This window comes from Halomonas aestuarii, assembly GCF_001886615.1.
Taxonomy (GTDB): Bacteria; Pseudomonadota; Gammaproteobacteria; order Pseudomonadales; family Halomonadaceae; genus Halomonas; species Halomonas aestuarii.
Genome location: NZ_CP018139.1, coordinates 3,279,300 through 3,299,621 on the forward strand (window position 1 = coordinate 3,279,300; position 20,322 = coordinate 3,299,621).

Here is a 20,322-nt window from a genome sequence, read left to right on the forward strand (position 1 = left end):
TTTTATCTTCACAAACTGAGTTCTGGAGAACCGCAACATGAAGACGCTGCTGCTCAATGCCGACATGGGCGAGAGTTTCGGTCCCTGGGTCATGGGACTGGACCATGAGGTGATGCCCCATGTGGATCTGGCCAACGTAGCCTGCGGCTTCCATGCCTCCGATCCCGACGTGATCCGCATGACCGTGAGGCTGGCCAGCCGCCATGGCGTCACCGTGGGGGCGCATCCCGCCTATCCGGACATGGTGGGGTTCGGGCGTCGTTCGATGGCCTGTTCGGCCGATGAGGTCGAGAACCTGGTGCTCTACCAGGTCGGGGCCCTGGCCGGTATCTGTCGCGCCGAGGGCCTGGAGATCGGCTACGTCAAGCCGCATGGGGCGCTCTACCACGACATGATGCGGGAACCGGAGGTGCTCGACGCGGTGATGCGCGCCCTGGTCGCCTATGACGCCCGGTTGCCGCTGATGGTGATGGCCACCCGGGACCCCTCCGCGACCCGGGCACTGGCCGAGCGGCACGGCATCACCCTGTGGTTCGAGGCGTTTGCCGATCGGGCCTACGACGCCGAGGGCCGGCTGGTGTCGCGGCGCGAACTGGGAGCGGTGCACCACGACACCGAGGTGATCGTTGACCAGGCGCGGCGCATCGCCCGCGGCGAGCCGCTGACCGCCAGCGACGGCAGCGACCTGGTGCTGGCCGCCGACACCCTCTGCGTGCACGGCGACAATCCCGAGTCGATCGCCGCCGTCAAGGCGATTCGTGAGGCACTTAACGATCTCGCCAGCGCCTCGTGAGGGAAGGAGGGCTTCACCCTCAGGCGCCCAGGCCGCTCTCGCGCAGCAGCTGGTCGATGCTGCGCTCGGCCCGGGGCGCGGCATCCTCGAGCAGCAGCTGCTGCTCGAGGTCGGCCAGGCCGTCCTGCACCATGCGCTCGATCAGCTCGGCCTTGGTGATACCGGTGTGGTGGCTGGCCCGCTCGAGGCGCGCCTCGATGTCTCGGGAAAAACGCAGCAGGTGGGGCATGGCGGTGTCTCCTTGGGCGTGGGTCGGCGTCCAGTGTCATGACGCCGCATGACACCATCATGACGGCTCGGGCGGGCGAGGGGAATGCCTGACGCCGCTGGTCAGGCCAGTCCGCGCCGCTTCATGACCTCGGTGATGATCGGCACCGGCGTCATCAGGTGCTCGCGCATCATCCGGGAGGCCCGGGGCGTATCCCGTGACAGGATGACCTCGACCAGGGCGGCATGCTCCTGGCGCTTGCGCTCCAGGGCCTCGGCGGCGAAGACCGTCTCGCGCAGCCACAGGTGGCGATAGCGCTCCACCTGATCGAAGAGGCTCTCGCGGACCTTCAGCAGGTGGGGTGAGTTGCAGCCGGCGACGATGGCGGTATGGAAGGCCTTGTGGCGGGCGTCCCACACCTCGAGCAGCTCCTCCGGGCTGTTGACCTCGGTCACCTTGGCCAGCGTATGGGCCTTGGCCAGGATGTCGGCCTCCCAGTCGTCGCCGCCGCGCTGGATGGCCAGCTCCAGCATGAGTCCCTCGAGCTGGGCCCGGGCGTCGTAGAGGTCGGCGAGCTCCGACAGCGACATGGGGGCCACCCGGTAGCCCCGCTGGCTGATGGCCACCACCAGGCTCTCGGCCACCAGCTGCGAGAGGGCCTCGCGCAGGGGGCCGATGCCCAGTCCGTAGCGCTCCTTCAGGCCGCTCATCAGCAGCTTCTCGCCGGGCGTGAAGGCGCCGCGGATGATGTCGCGTTTCAGCCAGTGGTAGGCACTGACGCCGAGGTTCTGTTTCGAGATGGTGTCCATGGCCCGCTGGTGTCGTGGATGTCACCGACATCATAACCAATGATCGCCACTATGGTGAATCGTGGCGGCCGGGCGCAAAACATGGAAACACGCCCGGATCATGGATATTCTGCCGGAGATGGGCCCGACGTCACGAGGTGTGCCTTGCACGACTTCATCATCATCGGCGGAGGCATCCTCGGCATGTCCACCGCCATGCAGCTGATCGAGGCCTTCCCCGACCGTCGCATCCTGCTCCTGGAGAAGGAAGCGGGGCCGGCGCGCCACCAGAGCGGTCGCAACAGCGGCGTCATCCACGGCGGGGTCTACTACCCACCCGGCAGTCTCAAGGCGCGCTTCTGCCTCGAGGGGAATCGTGCTACCCGCGCGTTCTGCGAGGCCCACGGCATCGAGACCCGGATCTGCGGCAAGCTGCTGGTGGCCACCAGCGACCGCGAACTCGGGCGCATGAAGGGTCTGTGGGAGCGCACCGCCGCCAACGGCCTGCCGCGCGAGTGGCTCTCCGCCGAGGCGCTTGTCGAGAGGGAGCCGGCCATCACCGGGCTGGGCGCGATCCTCGTGCCGTCCAGCGGCATCGTGGACTATGCCCGGGTCACCCGGGCCATGGCCGAGGCGTTCGAGCAGCGCGGCGGGCAGATCCGCTACGATCAGGAGGTCACCGGCCTCGACGAGCGACACGGGGAAGTGGTGGTGCGTACCCGCGAGGACGAGTTCTCCAGTCGCTACCTGGTGTCCTGCGCGGGGCTGATGGCCGACCGGGTGGTCCAGATGCTGGGCCGGGACCCGGGCTTCACCATCTGCCCCTTCCGCGGCGAGTACTATCGCCTCCCCGAGGCCCATGACCGGATCGTCAGCCACCTGATCTACCCCATACCCGACCCCGCCACGCCCTTCCTGGGGGTGCACCTCACGCCGATGATCGATGGCGGCGTCACGCTCGGCCCCAATGCCGTGCTGGCGCTGGCCCGCGAGGGCTATCGCAAGACGGATGTCTCGCTGCCCGACATGGCGAGGCTCCTCGCCTACCCGGGCGTGCTGCGGATGCTGGCGCACCATGTGCGGCCGGGTCTCGCGGAGCTGTTCAATTCGTTCTCCCGCCGGCGTTACCTGGCGCTGGTGCGCCGCTACTGTCCCGACCTGACCCTCGATGACCTCACCCCCTGGCCGTCGGGGGTGCGCGCCCAGGCGGTGTCCCGCGACGGCCGGCTGATCGACGACTTCCTGTTCGTCAACACGCGCCGCACGGTCAACGTCTGCAACGCGCCGTCCCCGGCCGCCACCTCGGCCCTGCCCATCGGGCGGCACATCGTCGCCAAGGTGAAGGAGCAGGTGGAGGTCGGCTGACCCGCCATCGCGTCGACCTGACGGCCAGGGAGGCAGATCCTCCGGGGCCGCGCGGCAGGACAGTTGGCCACGGTCGATGTCACGTCAGGCCGACGTGTCGCGGGGCTTCTTGAGCTCCTTCCAGGCCGCGTAGGTGCTGAGAAAGACCCGGCCGGTGAGGTCGTCCAGGAAATCGCTGTGCTTGAGCCGGTCCATCACCGGCCCCTTGACCTCGGCGAGGTGCAGCGTGACCGAGGAGTCCTGGAGCCGGGCGTTGATGGCGTCGAGACTCTCCAGGGCCGAGGCGTCGATGAGGTTGACCGCCGAGCAGATCAGCACCACGTGCTCGACCTCGGGGCGGTTCGCCACCAGGGCGTAGAGGGTATCCTCGAGATAGCGGGCATTGGCGAAGTAGAGGCTCTCGTCGACGCGCAGCATGGCCACGTGGCTCACGGTCTCCGTCTCGTGGCGCTCCACGCTGCGAAAGTGCTCGGTGCCCTCGATGCGCCCCACCAGCACGCTGTGCGGGCGGCTGGTGCGGTAGAGGAAGAGCGCGATGGAGAGAAGCACCCCCGAGATGATGCCGGCCTCCACCCCCTCCACCAGGGTCAGCACGATGGTCACCGCCATGGCGGAGAAGTCGCTGCGCGAGTAGCGCCAGGTCTGGCGCAGCAGGGGGATGTCCACCAGCGTCAGGATGGAGACGGTGATGGTGGCGGCCAGGGTGGCGATGGGCAGGTGCTCGAGCAGCGGGGTCATTGCCAGCGTGACCGCCCCGATGCCCAGCGCCGCGAAGAGGCCCGCCATGGGCGTGCGCGCCCCGGACTCGAAGTTGATCACCGTCCGCGAGAGGCCCCCGGTGACCGGCATGCCGCCGGAGAAGGCGGCGACGACGTTGGCCCCTCCCAGCCCCACCAGCTCCTGGTTGGGCGAGATCCGTTCACGCCGCTTGGCGGCCAGCATCTGGGCCATGGAGATCGATTCGACGAAGCCGACCACGCTGATCAGCAGGGCCGGGACCAGCAGCGCGCGCCACAGCGGCAGCTCCAGGGAGGGCAGGGTCAGCGGCGGGAGCCCGCCCGGGATGTCCCCGACCACGGCCACGCCGCGTCCGGCCAGCTGCAGCTGCCAGCTGAGCAGCGTCGTCACGATCACCGCGATCACCGGTCCCGTCCGGGTCAGCAGCGAGGCGAGTCCCCTCGGCATGCCCATCGCCAGGAAGGCGCGCTCGCCGACCTGGCGCATGCCGACCAGGAAGGCCAGGCAGAAGAGGCCGATCACCAGGGTCGGCCAGTGCACCTGGTCCAGGTGGGCGGCGAGGCTCGTCACGAGTTCCAGGGCGGTGAAGCCGCTGGACGCGATGCCGAGCAGGTGGGCCGCCTGGCTGGCGGCGATCAGCACCGCCGAGGCGGAGAGGAAGCCGGCGATTACCGGGTGGCTCAGGAAGTTGGCGAAGAAGCCCAGCCGCAGCAGGCCCATGACGGTGAGCATCAGCCCCGAGAGCAGCGACAGCACGAGGGCGGCCTGGACGTACTCCGGCGACCCGGGGGTGGCCACGCCGGAGAGCGCCGCGCCGGTCATCAGGGCGATGATCGCGACCGGCCCCACGGCCAGGGTGCGGCTGGTGCCGAGCAGGGTATAGGCCAGCAGGGGCAGGATGCTGGCATACAGCCCCACTACCGCCGGCAGCCCCGCGAGCAGGGCATAGGCCAGCGACTGGGGGATCACCATCACGGTGACGATCACCCCGGCCAGCAGGTCGGCGCCGGCCAGCCGGCGGGTGTAGTGGGGCAGCCAGGTGAGGATCGGGAGGTAGCGCTTGAGCATCCTTACTCGCCATGTCGGTGGCAGGGGCGACGGGAGGGGGCCGCGGGCATGGATACCAGACTAAACGATATTGGTCTCGACGTTCAGGCTTGGTTAGCATCGAGTGAGTCAGCGCAGACCCATCACCACGCAGAAGGACACGCCATGAAGCCCGAGACCCTCGCCCTGCACCACGGTTACGCCCCCGACGACCAGCATGCCGTGGCCGTGCCGATCCACCAGACCACCTCGTTCTCCTTCGACAGCGCGCAGCACGCCGCGGACCTCTTCGACCTCAAGGTCGAGGGCAACATCTACTCGCGGATCATGAACCCCACCTGTGCGGTGCTCGAGCAGCGCCTCGCGGCCCTCGAGGGCGGCATCGCGGGCCTGGCCGTGGCCTCGGGCATGGCGGCCATCACCTATGCCATCCAGACCATCGCCGAGGCCGGTGACAACATCGTCTCGATCAGCGAGCTCTATGGCGGCACCTACAACCTCTTCGCCCACACCCTGCCGCGCCAGGGGATCGAGGTGCGATTCGCCGACAAGGACGACATCGCCGGCCTCGAGTCGTTGATCGACGCGCGCACCAAGGCGGTCTTCTGCGAGAGCGTGGGCAATCCCTCCGGCAGCGTGGTGGACATGGTCGCCCTGGCCGAGGCGGCGCATCGCCACGGCGTGCCGGTGATCGTCGACAACACCGTGCCCACGCCCTTCCTGTGGCGCCCCATCGAGCACGGTGCCGACATCGTCATCCACTCCGCCACCAAGTACATCGGCGGCCATGGCACCACCGTGGGGGGCGTGATCGTCGACTCCGGCAAGTTCCCCTGGGCCGAGAATGCGACGCGCTTTCCGCTGCTCAACGAACCCGACGTCTCCTACCACGGCGTCTGCTACACCCGGGACCTTGGCGAGGCCGCCTTCATCGGCCGGGCGCGGGTGGTGCCGCTGCGCAACATGGGCGCGGCGCTGTCCGCCCAGGCCGCCTGGAACCTGCTGCAGGGGCTCGAGACCCTCTCGCTGCGCATCGAGCGCATCTGCGACAACGCCCGCAAGGTCGCGGAGTACCTGGAAGGCCATGAGGCGGTGACCTGGGTGCAGTATGCCGGGCTCCCGAGCCACAAGGACCATGGCCTGGCGCAGCGCTACATGGGGGGCCATGCCTCGGGAATCCTCAGCTTCGGCATCCAGGGAGGCCTCGAGGCCGGGGCGCGCTTCTATGACGCCCTGGGGATGATCCTGCGCCTGGTCAACATCGGCGATGCGAAGACCTGCTCGTCGATCCCCGCGGCCACCACCCATCGCCAGCTCAACGAGCAGGAACTCAAGGCGGCCGGCGTCACGCCGGACATGGTGCGCCTCTCCATCGGCATCGAGCATATCGACGACATCATCGCCGACCTGGACCAGGCCCTGGCTGCCAGCCAGGCCTGAAACGGCGCAGGTGTCCCTGGCCTCGGTTGTCGTGTCAGGTCACGGCAGTCGGGGCCAGGGGCCAGACCGGGTCGGCCGCCGAGGCTCAGGCGCCGAGCAGGTCCTTCACGGGCGTCGACGGGCCGAGGGAGTCGATCAGCTCGTCCACCTCATTGATCAGCCACTTCCTGTCCTGCTGATACATGATCTCGCCGCCATCCGAGACCATGAGGCCTTCCCCCATCAACAGCTCACGTACCTCGCTGAGGGTGGCGCGCTCGGGGTCCATGAAGTCGTGTACCAACGCCGCAAGCTCCGGCGTTGCCGTGGGTCGATCCTGTCGTGGCTGTTCGCTCATCGGGCTGCCTCCGGGTGAAGGGGACGGTGCTCCTTTCACGATAGTCCAGCTCCCGCCGGAAGCGATAGGACGAGTGGAGTGGATCATCGGGTGCGCAACCGCTGAAGGACGCGCCCGTCGAGTCGGCGCTTACAGGCCAGCGCCAGGCGCCCGCCCCACCAGCGCCGGCCCCGGATGGCCAGGCCCTTGCTTCCCAGGTCGAGGATGGTGACGGCCAGCTGCTGGGGGACATAGCGCCTCGGGGTGCCGCCGGACAGGCGGGCGGCGAGGTTGTCGATCAGCACCGTGGCCTGCTGGAGATCATGGAGGATCAGTCTCGGCAGCACCTGGTTCATCAGGGCCGCACAGTCCCCCACGGCGAAGATGTCGGGATTCCCCGGGCTCTGGAGGGTCTCCTCGACGGCCAGGCCGCGCCCGGGGATCAGCGGCAGCCCCAGGTGTTCCACCACCGCCGGGGGGGCCAGCCCCGCGGCATGCACCACGTGGTCGGCCGCGAGTAACTGCAGGCTGTCCTCGCCCCAGGCATTGCTGGCGGTGGTGAAGGTCACGCCGTCCCTGGCATGGCCGGCGACGTCCATGCCGAAGCGGACCCCGATGTCCTGTCGCGAGAGATGGCGCATCAGCCAGCGAATGGCGCCCGCCGGGGCCCCCTCCAGCAACTGTTCGCCGCGGGTCACCAGCAGGATCTCGGCACGGGCATGGCAGCGCCTGGCCAGCTCGCGAAGCTGGCAGGCGATCTCCACGCCGCTGGGACCGCCGCCCACCACGACCAGTCGAGGCTCGAGCCCCCGGGAGAACGCCTTTTCCAGGCTATGACGCAGCGCCAGAAGCTGCGGGAACGGCTTGACCGCCCAGACCCGGGGCCCCGGCGTGGCCGGTGCCGGCATCCGCACGGCGGACCCCAGGTTCAGGGAGAGCAGCGAGAAGTCGAGCTCACGCCCATCCTCCAGCCGCGCCACCCTGGCCTCGGGATCGAGGCTCGCCAGGCGCCCGCGGATCGGCGTCACGTCGTGACGGAGCGCCAAAGGGGCCGGATCCAGGCGATCCTCGGCGGCGGAGAGTCGGCCCCCCAGCATGCCGCCGGCCAGCCCCGGGTACCAGAAGCCGCCGGGGTCGACCAGCGTGACCTCGGCTCCCCCGAACCGATGGCGATGTCGGATGAGGTGCAGATGGGCATTGCCGGCGCCGACCAGTAACAGGTGGGGGCGTCGTGCGTGGGAGGGAGTGGGAGTCATGCCGGGATAGTATCGGAAAGCCGTGGGACGGGCGATACGGGCGACGCGCTTGACAGGCCTCTGCCGCCGGGACGGGTCAACGTGACGACGCCTGTGCGCTCGCTGCCCGGGCCGCGGAGTGTCGGGCGTGGGCGTGCCAGGCCGACCAGGAGTAGAGGGCCAGGCCGATCCAGATCAGCACGAAGGTGGCCAGCTTTGCCGGGGCCAGGGGCTCATGGAAGACCAGCAGGGCGATGACGAACTGGATGGTGGGATTGAGGTACATCAGAAAGCCCAGGGTGGCCAGGCGCAGGCGACGAGCGGCGCCGGCGAAGGCCAGCAGGGGGAGGGCGGTGATCACCCCGCTCGCGATCAGCAGGAAGGGGGTGTTCCCCTCCTGGAGGAAATGGGAGAGGTCGGCCTGGGCCAGCCAGCCCAGGGCCATGAGGCTCAGGGGCAGCAGCAGCAGGGTCTCGACGAACAGCCCCGAGAGGCCGTCCAGCGGCACCTGTTTGCGCAAGAGGCCGTAGGTGCCGAAGGAGAAGGCCAGTGCCAGGCTGATCCAGGGCAGCTCGCCCAGCATCACCAGCTGGATGGCGATGGCCATCACGGCCAGTGCCACGGCCACTCCCTGCAGGCGTGCCATGCGCTCGTGCAGCACCAGAAAGCCCAGTGCCACGTTGACCAGCGGAGTCATGAAGTAGCCGAGACTCGCCTGCAGGACGTGCCTCGTCTCCACCGAGTAGATGAAGAGTCCCCAGTTCAGGGCGATCAGCAGGGCGCAGCCCAGCACCCGGCCCAGGCGCCTCGGCTCGGCCAGGCCGCGGCGGATGGGGGACCAGCGGCCGAGCAGGGTGACCAGCACGGCCAGGAAGGCGCAGGACCAGATCACCCGGTGGATCAGCACCTCGAGGGCCGGCACGCCCTGGAAGAGGGCGAAGAACAGTGGGAAGCAGCCCCACATCACATAGGCGATGAGGCCATAGGCCACGCCCTGGCCGGTTTCCTGCAGGGGGACGGAATCGGGGGAGCGGGACATGGGGGCCTCGTGTCGGAAAGCCCCGAGATTAGCAGGCTATCGGCGCCGCGACCATGGGCGGGGCGGCTGACGCGAAGGCGGCTCTGGGGTAGGCTGGAGTCCTGCCACTTCCCCTGGACGGAGCCCCCCATGAGCGAATTGCGAACCACCCTGGTGCAGTGCGACCTGCGCTGGGAAGACCCCGACGCCAACTGTCGGATGCTCGAGGAGACCTTGGGTGATCTCGGCGCCGACGACACGGACCTGATCGTGCTTCCGGAGATGTTCGCCACCGGTTTCACCATGAACTCCCGCGAGATGGCCGAACCCATGGCCGAGAGCCGGACCGTGGCCTGGCTGCGGGAGCAGGCGGCCCGGCGCGGCTGCGTGGTCACCGGCAGCGTGGCCGTGATGGACAACGGCGACTACTTCAACCGCCTGATCTGGGCGCGGCCGGACGGCAGCCTGGTGCACTACGACAAGCGCCACCTGTTCCGCATGGCCGGCGAGCACGAGCGCTACGGCATGGGCCACGAGCGGGTGATCGTCGAGCTCAAGGGGTTCCGGATCCTGCTCAGCGTCTGCTACGACCTGCGCTTTCCCGTCTGGCTCCGCCAGAAGCCGGGTCCCGACGAGCATTTCGAATATGATGCCCTGCTGTGCGTGGCCAACTGGCCGGCGCCGCGTCGCCATCCCTGGCGCGTGCTGCTGCAGGCCCGGGCCATCGAGAACCTCTGCCCGGTGATCGGCGTCAACCGGGTCGGCGAGGATGCCAAGGGGCTGGCCTATGCCGGCGACTCGATGCTCGTAGATGCCAAGGGAGAGGCGCTGATCGACGAGCCCCGCGACCGTCCCTTCCTGAAGACCGGCACCCTGTCGCTCGAGGAGCTGCAGGAATTCCGGGAGAAGTTTCCGGCCTGGCGCGACGCCGACCACTTCGGCCTCGCCGACGGGGTGGGCTACTGATGCGTCTGGACCGTTTCCTCTGCGAGACCACCGACCTGACCCGCAGCCTGGCCAAGAAGGCGCTGCACCGCGAGGAGGTGCAGGTGGACGGCGAGGTCGTCAAGAACCCCGCCACCCAGGTCGACGAGGGCCGTCGGGTCAGCTGGAACGGCGAGCGCCTGGCGCTGGTCGGCCTGCGCTACGTGATGCTCCACAAGCCCGCCGGTGTCGAGTGCAGCGCCCGTCGCGGCCTCTATCCGCTGGTCCGCGAGCTGATCGACCTGCCCCATGTGGAGCGGCTGCAGACGGTGGGGCGGCTGGACGTCGACACCACCGGCCTGGTGCTGCTCACCGACGATGGCCAGTGGTCCCACCGGGTCACCTCGCCGAAGCGGCGATGGGGCAAGGTCTATCGCGTCACCCTCGCCGAGCCGCTGGAGGGCGAGGCATTGGCCGAGGCCGTTAGCCGCTTCGCCGAGGGGCTGCTGCTGGAGGGCGAGGAGAAGCCGACACGTCCCGCCGAGCTCGAGATGCGCTCGCCCCGGGTGGCCACCCTGACCCTCCACGAGGGCAAGTACCATCAGGTCAAGCGGATGTTCGCGGCGATCGGCCACCACGTCGAGGCGCTGCACCGCGAATCGATCGGTCCCCTGACCCTCGGCGAGCTGGCGCCCGGCGAGTGGCGGGAACTCTCCGAGGCCGAGGTGGCCCTGTTCTGAATCGAGGGCTGAGGCGCCATCAGGCGTAGGTCTCGATCCTCGCCCGCCCGCGGTGCTTGGCCGAATAGAGCGCCTTGTCGGCGAGTCCGATCAGCGTCAGGGGCTCGCCGGCGTGTTCGGGATAGGAGGCGATGCCGCAGGAGATCGACAGGGTGTCGAGCTCCCGGTGGTGGTAACGAAAGCGCGTCCGGCTGAGGATCTCCATCAGCTCGGCGATGCGCACCTCGGCGATGGCCGCCGTCACGCCGGGCATGACGATCATGAATTCCTCCCCCCCCATGCGACAGACCGTGTCGGTGTCGCGGAAGTGGTGGATCAGCAGTCGTCCCATGCCGATCAGTACCGTATCCCCCGCCTCGTGACCCTCGCGGTCGTTGAACTGCTTGAAGTGGTCGATGTCGATCATCGCCAGGGTCAGGGGCGTGGCGTGTCGCCGCGCCATGGCGGCCTCGTGCTCGAGCAACTCGTCGAAGTAGCGGCGATTGTGCAGGCCGGTCAGAGAGTCCTCGTAGGAGAAGGCCTGGAGTTTCATGACCATCTCCTCGAGTTCCCGGGTGCGCTGGGCGACCTGCCTCTCGAGGGAATGATTCAGGCGCCGCAGCTCATGGTGGGTGCGGCTGTAGTGCCAGAGCGAGATCGCCACGATCGCCACCGCGAAGCCCAGGGCGCCGACGTGGACGGGCACCCGATGCCAGGCGAGCAGCCCGTGGGCCACGGCCATGTCGACCAGCAGCATCAGGGCGAAGAGCCCGTAGCTGAGGACGATCAGCTTCTGCTCGCCGTTGAGCTCCCCGAGGTGCACGACGATGGCCATGAACATCAGCACCAGGCTCACCACCAGCAGCGCATCGAAGGGAGGGAAGGTGCTGGAGAGGTCGATGACGCCGCCCAGCGCCAGCCCGAGGGCCGCCACCAGGTAGCCGAGGTGGAGCTGCCAGAGGCGACGCAACAGCGTCGGGCGCCGGCCGGCGAACCAGTGCTCCAGCATCAGGCCCATGGCCACCGGCACGGTGTAGTAGCCCGCGGCGGCGAGATAGTCCCACAGCAGGGGCCGCTCGATCAGCAGCTGGCTGGCCTGGGTCTCGGCCAGCAGCATGGTGCCCGACGCCAGGGCAAAGAGCCCGATGCCGAGGAAGCTGCGCCGGTCGGCCTGAACCAGGGTGAAGATGAAGGCGAGCAGGGCGAGCAGCAGCAGGAAGGCGCTGACGACCAGTTCCCCGGCGGAGCGCTCCAGGATATAGGTCAGCAGGTCGGGGCGGTCCATGAGCTTGACCTCCCCCCACAGGCCGATGTCGGTGTAGTCCGAGAAGACACGGAAATAGAGGGTCCTGCCCGCGAAGGCCTCGGGCAGGCTGATCATGTGCCAGGGCCAGCCCTCGAAGCGTCCCTCGCCCTGCGCATCGAAGTGGCCATACTGGTAGATCCGCTCGTCACCGAGCCAGACCTGGGTGATCAGGTCGACGCTGTAGATGTACAGCACCGGGTCCCGCCACTCGCCCTCCGGGAGGGTGATGCGAAACCAGGCGTGCTTGTGGCCATCGCGGCCGGGCGGGTTCGAGGGGAAGGCGATGGGGTGCCACGCGGCCTCGTCCCCGGGCTCGCTGACCCAGGCCGGCGTGCCGTCGGCCTGGAAGGGAGAGTCGCCCCAGCGGTACTCCCAGCCCTCATCGAGATCCAGCGGCGTCGTGTCGGCCGCGGCGGGGGCGACATGGAGGACGACCAGCAGCAGGATCCCGAGGAGTGGGGTGAGGAGTGTACGCATGGGATCTCGCCGGCCCGGTGACAAGCCCTCAGTGTAACCCAGCGTAATCTTTTGTGCCGACAGGTTGTTCAACGCCCCGCGCCGAGGACACGTGGCGTCTGCCGGCATCACCCTCGTATTTTATACCGTTATCTAACATAGGCCAGGACAGGGGCGCAGCGCCGGTATCGGCGATGACTTGGTCATCAGGATGGGGCGGCCTTACGGGCCCGCGTAAGGGGCATGCCGGCCCGAGACGGCGGCCGTCCGCGAGGGCGAGGATCAGTCCGCCGGCGCGAGGCCGGCGGCCGCCACCAGGGCCCGGGTATAGTCGCTGGTGGGGTGCTCGAGCACCTGCCGGCAGTCGCCCTGTTCCATCACCTCGCCGTCCTTGAGTACCAGGATGCGATGCGCCATGGCGCGCACCACCGCCAGGTCGTGGCTGATGAACAGGTAGCTCAGCCGACGCCGGGCCTGGAGGTCGCGCAGCAGCTCGACGAGCTGCTTCTGCACGCTGCGGTCCAGCGCCGAGGTGGGCTCGTCGAGCACCACCAGGCGCGGCTCGAGGATGATCGCGCGCGCCACGGCGATGCGCTGGCGCTGGCCGCCGGAGAACTCGTGGGGATAGCGGGAGGCACACGCCTCGGGCAGGCCGACCTCGCGCAGGGTGTCACGCACCCGGCGCTCGACCTCCGCCAGGGGGAGCTCCGGCTGGTGGAAGCGCAGCCCCTCGCTGACGATATCGAAGACCGGCAGGCGGGGGGAGAGCGAGCCGTAGGGGTCCTGGAAGACCACCTGCAGGCTTCGCCGCTGACGGCGTAGGTCGTTGCCGGTCAGGCGGTCGAGTCGCGCCCCGTCGAAGTCGATCTCGCCGCGGCCCTGGCCCAGGCGCAGCAGCGCCAGGGCCAGGGTGGTCTTGCCGGAGCCGGACTCGCCGACGATGCCCAGGGTCTCGCCGAGTGCCACCGTCAGGTCCAGCGGCTTGACGGCCTCGAAGGGGGGCGGTCGCCGCGAGAAAAGGCGCTTCGGACGCTGGAAGCTGACCCCGACGCCACGGGCCTGGAGCAGCGGCGCCCGGTTCTCGACGGCCGCCGGCCGCCCGCTCGGCTCTGCATCCATCAGCAGCCGGGTGTAGGGGCTTCGCGGGCGGGTGAAGACCTCGTCCACCGCGCCGGTCTCCTGCACCTGGCCATGGTGCATCACGCAGATCCGGTCGGCGTGGCGACGCACCAGGTTGAGGTCGTGGGTGATGAAGAGCATGCCCATGCCGTGGGCGTCGCGCAGTTCGGCCAGCAGGGCAAGGATCTCCTGCTGCACGGTCACGTCCAGCGCGGTGGTGGGCTCGTCGGCGATCAGCAGTTCCGGCTCGTTGGCGATGGCCATGGCGATCATCACGCGCTGGCGCTGGCCGCCGGAGATCTGGTGCGGCCAGGCGTCCAGCAGCTCCTCGGCGCGAGGCAGCCTGACTTGCTCCAGCAGCTCCCGGGTCCGATGGCGGGCGGCCTTGCCGGTGAGCCCCTGGTGAAGGCGCAGGGTCTCGGCGATCTGCTTGCCGATCGGGTGCAGCGGGTTCAGCGAGGTCATGGGCTCCTGGAAGACGAAGCCTACCCGGCTGCCCCGCAGGCCTCGCCAGCCCCTCTCCGAGAGGCCGGCGAGGTCGGTGTCGCCCAGCCGGCGACGGCCCTCGATCCGGGCGTTGGGGGGCAGCAGGCTCATGGCGCCGAGCGCCGAGACCGACTTGCCGGAACCGGACTCGCCCACCAGGGCCAGGGTCTCGCCGCGATTCACCGTGATCGACAGCCGGTCGACCACGGTGACGTCGTCGAAGGCGATGGTCAGGTCGTCGAGTCGCAGCAGGGGCTCAGGCATCGCGGGGTGTCCTCGGGGTGGCGGCATGCTGGATGTGGCGGGGGTCGAAGGCGTCGCGCAGCCCCTCGCCGATGAACACAAGCAGCGAGAGCATCACGGAGAGGGTCACGAAGGCGGTGATGCCGAGCCAGGGCGCCTGCAGGTTGTTCTTGCCCTGGGCGACCAGCTCGCCGAGAGAAGGGGAGCCCGGTGGCAGGCCGAAGCCCAGGAAGTCCAGGGCGGTCAGGGTGGTGATCGCCCCGGTGAACAGGAAGGGGATGAAGGTGAGGGTCGCGACCATGGCGTTGGGCAGCACGTGGCGCCACATGATCAGGCGCGAGGGCAGGCCCATGGCGCGGGCGGCGCGCACGTACTCGAGGTTGCGGGCGCGCAGGAACTCGGCGCGCACCACGTCGACCAGGCCCAGCCAGGAGAACAGCAGCATGATGCCCAGCAGCCACCAGAGGTTGGGTTCCACGAGGCTCGCCAGGATGATCAGCAGGAACAGCATCGGCAGCCCCGACCAGATCTCGGTGAAGCGCTGGCCGATGAGGTCCACCTTGCCGCCGAAGTAGCCCTGCAGGCTGCCGGCCAGCACCCCGAGCACCAGTGACCCCGCCGTCAGCACCAGGGCGAAGATCACCGAGAGCCGGAAGCCGTAGATGACTCGCGCCATCACGTCGCGGCCCTGGTCGTCGGTGCCCAGCCAGTGGCGGGCGGTCGGCGGCGAGGGGGCAGGATGGTCCAGCGCCATGTCCAGGGTCTCGTAGGAGAAGGGGATCGGGGGCCAGAGCATCCAGCCGTTGGCGGCTATCTCGTCGCGGATGAAGGGGTCGCGATAGTCGGCAGGACTCGGCAGGAAGCCGCCGAACTCGGTGTCGGGGTAGTCCACCAGCACCGGCACGTACCACTGCCCCTGGTACTGCATGACGATCGGCCGGTCGTTGGCGATCAGCTCGGCGACCAGGCTGATCAGGAACAGGAAGGCGAACAGGAACAGCGAGAGCCGTGCCCGGCGGTTGTCACGGAACACCGCCAGGCGGCGCCTTGTGATCGGCGAGAGGCGAGAGTGGCGGGGGGCGTTCATGGCTCAGGACTCCCGTGTCTCGAAGTCGATGCGCGGGTCGACCCACACATAGGTCAGGTCCGAGACCAGCTTCAGGATCAGGCCGATCAGGGTGTAGAGGTAGAGGGTGCCGAAGATCACCGGGTAGTCGCGCTGCATCACCGCCTCGAACCCCAGCAGGCCCAGGCCGTTGAGGGAGAAGATCACCTCGATGAGCAGCGAGCCGGTGAAGAAGATCCCCACCAGCGCGGCAGGCAGGCCCGCGATGATGATCAGCATGGCGTTGCGGAACACGTGGCCGTAGAGCACGCGCCGGTCGCTCGCGCCCTTGGCGCGGGCGGTCAGCACATACTGCTTGTGCACCTCGTCGAGGAAGCTGTTCTTGGTCAGCATGGTCAGGGTCGCGAAGCTGCCGATCGCCGAGGCGGCCACCGGCAGGGTGATGTGCCAGAGGTAGTCCTTGACCTTGCCCCAGGCGGAGAGCTCATCGAAGTCCGCCGAGGTGAGGCCACGCAGCGGGAACACGTCCCAGTAGCTGCCGCCGGCGAAGAGCACGATGAGCAGGATCGCGAACAGGAAGCCGGGGATGGCGTAGCCGACGATCACCAGGCCCGAGCTCCAGACGTCGAACCTGGAGCCGTGTCGCAGGGCCTTGCGTATCCCCAGCGGGATCGAGACCAGGTAGACCACCAGGGTGGTCCAGAGGCCCAGCGAGATCGACACGGGCAGCCGCTCCAGCATCAGGGTCGTAACCTTCTCGTCGCGGAAGAAGCTCTCGCCGAAGTCGAAGGTGGCGTAGTCGGCGATCATGCCGAGGAAGCGCTCGTGGGGCGGCTGGTCAAAGCCGAACTGCTTCTCGAGCTTCTCGATGAAGGCCGGGGGAATGCCGCGGGCCCCGCGGGACTCGCCGCTCGCCGCGACGTCACCGCCCCCGCCCTCCATGCGGGTGCTGGCCTCGCTGGAGAGCCCCTGGAAGCGGGCTAGTACCTGGTCGATGGGGCCGCCCGGGGCGGCCTGGACGATGATGAAGTTGAGCAGCATGATCCCGAGCAGGGTGGGGATCATGAGCAGCAGGCGGCGCAGAACGTAGGCGGCCACGGCGTGTCCTTACTAGATGATCAGGGCCTTCAATCCGGGTGACAGTGCCCTCAGCGATTGCGCTGGCGGGTCTCGATCTCGTCGTCACGCGCGGGGTCCACCCACCAGGCGTGCAGGTCGAGATTGTACTCGGGGAAGGGCTCTTGCCAGCCGAACTTGTCCCACAGGGCGATCCGCGTATGCCCCAGGTGCCACTGGGGAATCACGTAGAAGCCCCAGCGCAGCACCCGGTCCAGTGCACGGGCCGCCGTGTCCAGCGCCTCCCGGGAGTCGGCGGCGATCAGGTCCTCGACCAGGTCGTCGATCACCGGCTCGCTGAGCCCGATCAGGTTGCGGCTCTGTGGGACATCGGCGTACTCGCTGGTCCAGAAGTCGCGCTGCTCGTTGCCGGGGTTCGCCGACTGGGGGAAGCTGCCGACGATCATGTCGAAGTCGAAGCTGCGCAGCCGGTTGAGGTACTGGTTGACGTCGACGATGCGGATGTCGCCCTGGACGCCGATCTTCGCCAGGTTCTGCAGCAGCGGCTGCACGACCCGCTCGAACTGGGTGTCGAAGAGCAGCACCTCCAGGCGCAGGGGCGCCCCGTTGTCGAGATGGGTCATCACGCCGTCGCGCACCCCGTATCCCGCCGCCTTGAGCAGCTCCAGCGCCCTGGCCAGCCGCGGGCGCAGCTCGTCGGGATGCTCGATCGGCAGGGGGGAGGCGAAGACCTCCTCGGGCAGGGACTGCCGATAGGGCTCGAGCAGCGCGAGTTCGGCCTCGCTGGGCATCCCTTCGGCGGCCATCTCGGAGTTGGCGAAGTAGCTCCGCGTGCGCTCATAGGCGCCGTAGAAGAGGTTGCGGTTGAGCCACTCGAAGTCGAACGCCAGGTTCAGGGCCTCGCGGACCCGCACGTCCTGGAACTTCTCGCGGCGCAGGTTCATCACGTAGGCCTGCATGCCGGCGGGCTGGCCGTCCGGGACCTCGAGGCGACGGACGAAGCCCGCGTCGAGGGCCGGGAAATCGTAGGCGGTGGCCCAGTTGCGGGCGCTGCTCTCGATGCGCATGTCGAGGTTGCCGGCCTTGAAGGCCTCCAGGGCGACGGTCTGGTCGCGGTAGTAGTCGTAGACCAGCCGCTCGATGTTGTGCCGGCCGCGGTTCACCGGGAGATCCTTGCCCCAGTAGTCCGCCACGCGCTCGTAGGCGATGCGCCTTCCCGGGTCCACCGTGGCGATGCGGTAGGGGCCGGAGCCGAGCAGGGCGTCGCGGGTGGTCGCCTCGAAGTCCCGGCCCTCCCAGTAGTGGGCCGGCAGGATCGGCAGCTGGCCGAGGATCAGCGGCAGCTCCCGGGACTCGCTGTCGGCCAGGTCGACGTGCACGGTGTCCTCGTCCACGGCCCGGATGTCCACCACGTCGGCATAGTAGGCGGCGTAGAACGGCTGGCCCTGTTCGGTCAGGGTCTCGAAGCTGAAGATCACGTCCTCGGCGGTGACCGGCTCCCCGTCATGGAAGCGCGCCTCCGGGTTGAGGTCGAACTCGATCCACTGGCGGTCGGGGTCCAGGCGCACGCCCTCGGCGAGCAGCCCGTACATCGAGAAGGGCTCGTCGGGGTTCTGGGTCAGCAGGGTGTCGTAGATCTCGGTCAGCCCGGTGGCCGGGGTGCCGCGGATGATGAAGGGATTCGTCGAGTCGAAGCTGCCGATGGCCGAGCGGACCAGGCTTCCCCCCACTGGGGCATCGGGGTCGGCATGGGGCAGGTGCGTGAAGTCCGCGGGCAGGGCCGGGTCGCCGTAGAGCGCCAGGCCATGCACGGTAGGCACGTCGGCGGGGTCGGCCGCCAGGGCCGGTCCCCCGAGCAGTGCGCCCAGCAGCAGGCCCAGGCCAGGGGCAGCATGTCGCATCGATCAGCATCCTTGTAGCAGGGCGGGGCCGCGGCCCCGGACATCAACTACCGGAAAGTGTCAGCTGTTGCCCCGGTTGTAAAGTGTCGGGCTGCTCGATGCCGTTCCAGCGGGCCAGGTCGGACATGGCCACGGAATGGCGCGAGGCGATCGCCGACAGGCTGTCGCCCCGGCGCACCACGTAGACCTCGTCGTCGCCGGCGCTCTGGCGCCCGGGGGTGTCGCTGCGCAGGCGAGCCACCATGCGGGAGGCGCTCTCGGCCGGCACCAGCAGGCGCTTGACGTGACGGGGATCGGCACGGTTGCCGAGCAGGCCGGGGTTGAGGTCCTCGAGGGCCGCCCGCGAGACGCCCGCCAGGCGGGCCGCCTCGCCGAGATCCAGCGGCCGGGTCACCGGGACCTCGGCGACGGCCGGCCGGGCCTTGATCTCCGGCAGCGCGACGTCGTAGCGCTGCGGGTCGGCGATGATCGCCGAGATCGCGATCAGCTTGGGGACGTAGGCCATGGTCTCCCGCGGCAGGTGGAGGTCCCAGTAGGTGCCGGCCTCGCCCCGGGCGAAGGCGGCGCTGCGCGCCCGGTTCACGTTGCCGGCGCCGGCGTTGTAGGCCGCCAGGGAGAGCTCGATGTCCCCCTCGTACCACTGCTCGGCCTGCATCTCGATGTAGTCCAGGGCGGCATGGGTGGAGCGGGCCACGTCCAGGCGCCCGTCGTAGCCGCCGCCGCGGCGCAACCCGAGGGCGTTGCCGGTGCCGGGCATGAACTGCCAGAGGCCGGAGGCCCCGCGATGGCTGCGGGCCGTGGGATCGAAGGAGCTCTCGATGAAGGGGATCAGGGCGATCTCGCCGGGCAGCCCCCGTTCCTTCACGCGCTCGGTGATCCAGGCGAGCCAGGGCCGGGCGCGCTCGGTGATCTCGACGATGTTGTGCGGGCTCTGGCGATAGTGGTCGATCCAGTGCTGGACACGAGGATGGTCCGCATCCTCTTGCCACTGGAAGGCCTCGGTGAGGCGCGACCAGGCATCCTGGGGCTCCAGGGCCAGGGCATCCCAGAAGTGCAGGTTCGTGGGCAACGCGGCGTGGCGGGCCGTCTGGCTGGCCGAATCTTCCTTGAAGGCGCCCTGGGGGTTCGTGGCGGCCTGGCTGCTGCCGGCGGCCATCAGCGAACCCGTCAGGGCGAGACAGCTGGTGAAGCCCAGGATCCGTCGACGTGTGGTGTAGTAGGTCATCGAGAGGTGATCTCCAGGTCATTCCGCGGCCTGCCGGAACGGTCAGGCCGTGTGTCGTCTGTCATCGATGTGTTCAGAAGTCATCCTTCCACGCGCGAAGCGTGGTGAAGGTGGCCAGGCTGCTGTCGGTGTCGCCATGGGCGGCAGCGGCCTGGCGCACGCCAGCCGAATCGCAGCGCAGGAACGGGTTGATCCGGCGCTCGCGGCCCAGGGTGCTGGGTAGGGTGGGGCGGTCGAGCTCGCGGGCCCGCCGGCACTCCTCCTCGGCCTTCACGACATCGCCGTTGTCGGGGTCGGCGGCGCGGGCGAAGGCCAGGTTGGCCATGGTGTATTCATGGGCGGCGAACACCAGGGTCTCCTCCGGCAGGGCCTCGAGACGAGACAGCGAGGCGTGCATCTGTTCCGGGCTGCCCTCGAAGAGTCGGCCGCAGCCGCCACTGAAGAGCACGTCTCCACAGAACAGCAGCGGCGGGATCCCCGCCGTGAAGAAGCCGATGTGATCCAGGGTGTGGCCGGGCAGGTTGAACACCTCGAACAGCCGGCCCATCACCCGCACCTCGTCTCCGTCAGAAACCCGCTCGTCGATCCCCTCGATGTCGGGGTTGTCCGGGCCGATCACGCGGGGGGAATAGCGCTTGTTCAGTTCCCGCAGGCCGCCGGTGTGATCGTGGTGATGATGGGTGATCAGCACGCAGCCCAGCGAGAGCCCCTCGCGCTCCAGCCACTCGATCACCGGCGTTGCATCGCCGGGATCGACCACGCAGACTTCCTGGCTCGTATCCTGGCGCAGCAGCCAGATATAGTTGTCGCTAAAGGCGGGGATCGGTGTCACGCTCAACATTGCTCAGGGTC

The 20,322-nt window shown here is 68.8% G+C and carries 18 protein-coding genes; 5 read left to right on the forward strand and 13 right to left on the reverse strand.

What is annotated here, in order from left to right; genetic code table 11:
* Positions 1-37 precede the first annotated feature (37 nt).
* A complete protein-coding gene (locus tag BOX17_RS15270; protein ID WP_071946007.1) occupies positions 38-793 on the forward strand; it encodes a 5-oxoprolinase subunit PxpA in 756 nt (251 codons plus the stop codon).
* Positions 794-812: 19 nt separating this feature from the next.
* Here the strand turns inward: BOX17_RS15270 and BOX17_RS15275 are convergent, their stop codons facing one another.
* Together BOX17_RS15275 and csiR are read right to left on the reverse strand one after the other, a co-directional pair.
* On the reverse strand, positions 813-1,022 hold the full coding sequence (locus BOX17_RS15275) for a hypothetical protein (protein ID WP_071946010.1): 210 nt from the start codon (positions 1,020-1,022) through the stop codon (positions 813-815).
* Positions 1,023-1,123: 101 nt separating this feature from the next.
* Positions 1,124-1,810: a DNA-binding transcriptional regulator CsiR gene (csiR, locus tag BOX17_RS15280; RefSeq protein WP_071946013.1), complete on the reverse strand. Its 687-nt coding sequence runs from the start codon at positions 1,808-1,810 to the stop codon at positions 1,124-1,126.
* Positions 1,811-1,954: 144 nt separating this feature from the next.
* On the opposite strand from csiR, the gene lhgO reads away from it, so the two are divergent.
* Entirely contained in the window at positions 1,955-3,154 is a 1,200-nt protein-coding gene (gene lhgO, locus BOX17_RS15285) for an L-2-hydroxyglutarate oxidase (protein ID WP_071946016.1), read from the forward strand.
* A gap of 84 nt (positions 3,155-3,238) precedes the next feature.
* On the opposite strand, the gene BOX17_RS15290 is transcribed toward lhgO, so the two are convergent.
* Entirely contained in the window at positions 3,239-4,960 is a 1,722-nt protein-coding gene (locus tag BOX17_RS15290) for a SulP family inorganic anion transporter (protein WP_071946019.1), read from the reverse strand.
* Between the two features lie 144 nt (positions 4,961-5,104).
* Here BOX17_RS15290 and BOX17_RS15295 point away from each other — a divergent pair, with 144 nt between their 5' ends.
* Entirely contained in the window at positions 5,105-6,379 is a 1,275-nt protein-coding gene (locus BOX17_RS15295; protein ID WP_071946021.1) for an O-acetylhomoserine aminocarboxypropyltransferase/cysteine synthase family protein, read from the forward strand.
* An 85-nt stretch (positions 6,380-6,464) separates the two neighbouring features.
* Here the strand turns inward: BOX17_RS15295 and BOX17_RS15300 are convergent, their stop codons facing one another.
* The 3 genes from BOX17_RS15300 to rarD all read right to left on the reverse strand — a co-directional run bounded on the left by BOX17_RS15300 (position 6,465) and on the right by rarD (position 8,969).
* The gene (locus BOX17_RS15300; protein WP_071946024.1) at positions 6,465-6,716 is read right to left on the reverse strand and encodes a hypothetical protein; all 252 of its coding nucleotides are present in this window, start codon (positions 6,714-6,716) and stop codon (positions 6,465-6,467) included.
* 83 nt (positions 6,717-6,799) lie between these two features.
* Positions 6,800-7,951, reverse strand: coding sequence for an NAD(P)/FAD-dependent oxidoreductase (locus BOX17_RS15305; protein ID WP_071946027.1), 1,152 nt, complete (start codon positions 7,949-7,951; stop codon positions 6,800-6,802).
* Between the two features lie 76 nt (positions 7,952-8,027).
* Entirely contained in the window at positions 8,028-8,969 is a 942-nt protein-coding gene (gene rarD, locus BOX17_RS15310) for an EamA family transporter RarD (RefSeq protein WP_071946030.1), read from the reverse strand.
* A gap of 129 nt (positions 8,970-9,098) precedes the next feature.
* Between rarD and BOX17_RS15315 the strand changes: the two genes are divergently transcribed.
* Positions 9,099-9,914, forward strand: a complete 816-nt coding sequence (locus tag BOX17_RS15315) for an amidohydrolase (protein ID WP_071946033.1) — start codon at positions 9,099-9,101, stop codon at positions 9,912-9,914.
* The gene (locus BOX17_RS15320; RefSeq protein WP_071946035.1) at positions 9,914-10,612 is read left to right on the forward strand and encodes a pseudouridine synthase; all 699 of its coding nucleotides are present in this window, start codon (positions 9,914-9,916) and stop codon (positions 10,610-10,612) included. The genes BOX17_RS15315 and BOX17_RS15320 overlap by 1 nt, the downstream gene beginning before the upstream one ends.
* Positions 10,613-10,631: 19 nt before the next feature.
* Here the strand turns inward: BOX17_RS15320 and BOX17_RS15325 are convergent, their stop codons facing one another.
* The 7 genes from BOX17_RS15325 to gloB all read right to left on the reverse strand — a co-directional run bounded on the left by BOX17_RS15325 (position 10,632) and on the right by gloB (position 20,311).
* Positions 10,632-12,374 carry a diguanylate cyclase gene (locus BOX17_RS15325; protein WP_071946038.1) on the reverse strand — a complete coding sequence of 581 codons (1,743 nt, stop codon included), beginning with the start codon at positions 12,372-12,374 and terminating at the stop codon, positions 10,632-10,634.
* A 261-nt stretch (positions 12,375-12,635) separates the two neighbouring features.
* Complete coding sequence (locus tag BOX17_RS15330) at positions 12,636-14,222, reverse strand: ABC transporter ATP-binding protein (RefSeq protein ID WP_071946040.1); 1,587 nt, start codon at positions 14,220-14,222, stop codon at positions 12,636-12,638.
* A complete protein-coding gene (locus BOX17_RS15335; protein WP_071946042.1) occupies positions 14,215-15,288 on the reverse strand; it encodes an ABC transporter permease in 1,074 nt (357 codons plus the stop codon). Before BOX17_RS15335 ends, BOX17_RS15330 begins: the two co-directional genes overlap by 8 nt.
* A 3-nt stretch (positions 15,289-15,291) precedes the next feature.
* Positions 15,292-16,365 (reverse strand): microcin C ABC transporter permease YejB, encoded by a 1,074-nt coding sequence (locus tag BOX17_RS15340; protein ID WP_071946045.1) that lies wholly within the window; start codon positions 16,363-16,365, stop codon positions 15,292-15,294.
* Between the two features lie 50 nt (positions 16,366-16,415).
* On the reverse strand, positions 16,416-18,245 hold the full coding sequence (locus BOX17_RS15345) for an extracellular solute-binding protein (protein WP_071946048.1): 1,830 nt from the start codon (positions 18,243-18,245) through the stop codon (positions 16,416-16,418).
* Positions 18,246-18,288: 43 nt separating this feature from the next.
* On the reverse strand, positions 18,289-19,470 hold the full coding sequence (locus BOX17_RS15350) for a transglycosylase SLT domain-containing protein (protein WP_071946051.1): 1,182 nt from the start codon (positions 19,468-19,470) through the stop codon (positions 18,289-18,291).
* A gap of 73 nt (positions 19,471-19,543) precedes the next feature.
* Positions 19,544-20,311, reverse strand: a complete 768-nt coding sequence (gloB, locus tag BOX17_RS15355) for a hydroxyacylglutathione hydrolase (protein WP_071946053.1) — start codon at positions 20,309-20,311, stop codon at positions 19,544-19,546.
* Positions 20,312-20,322 lie beyond the last annotated feature (11 nt).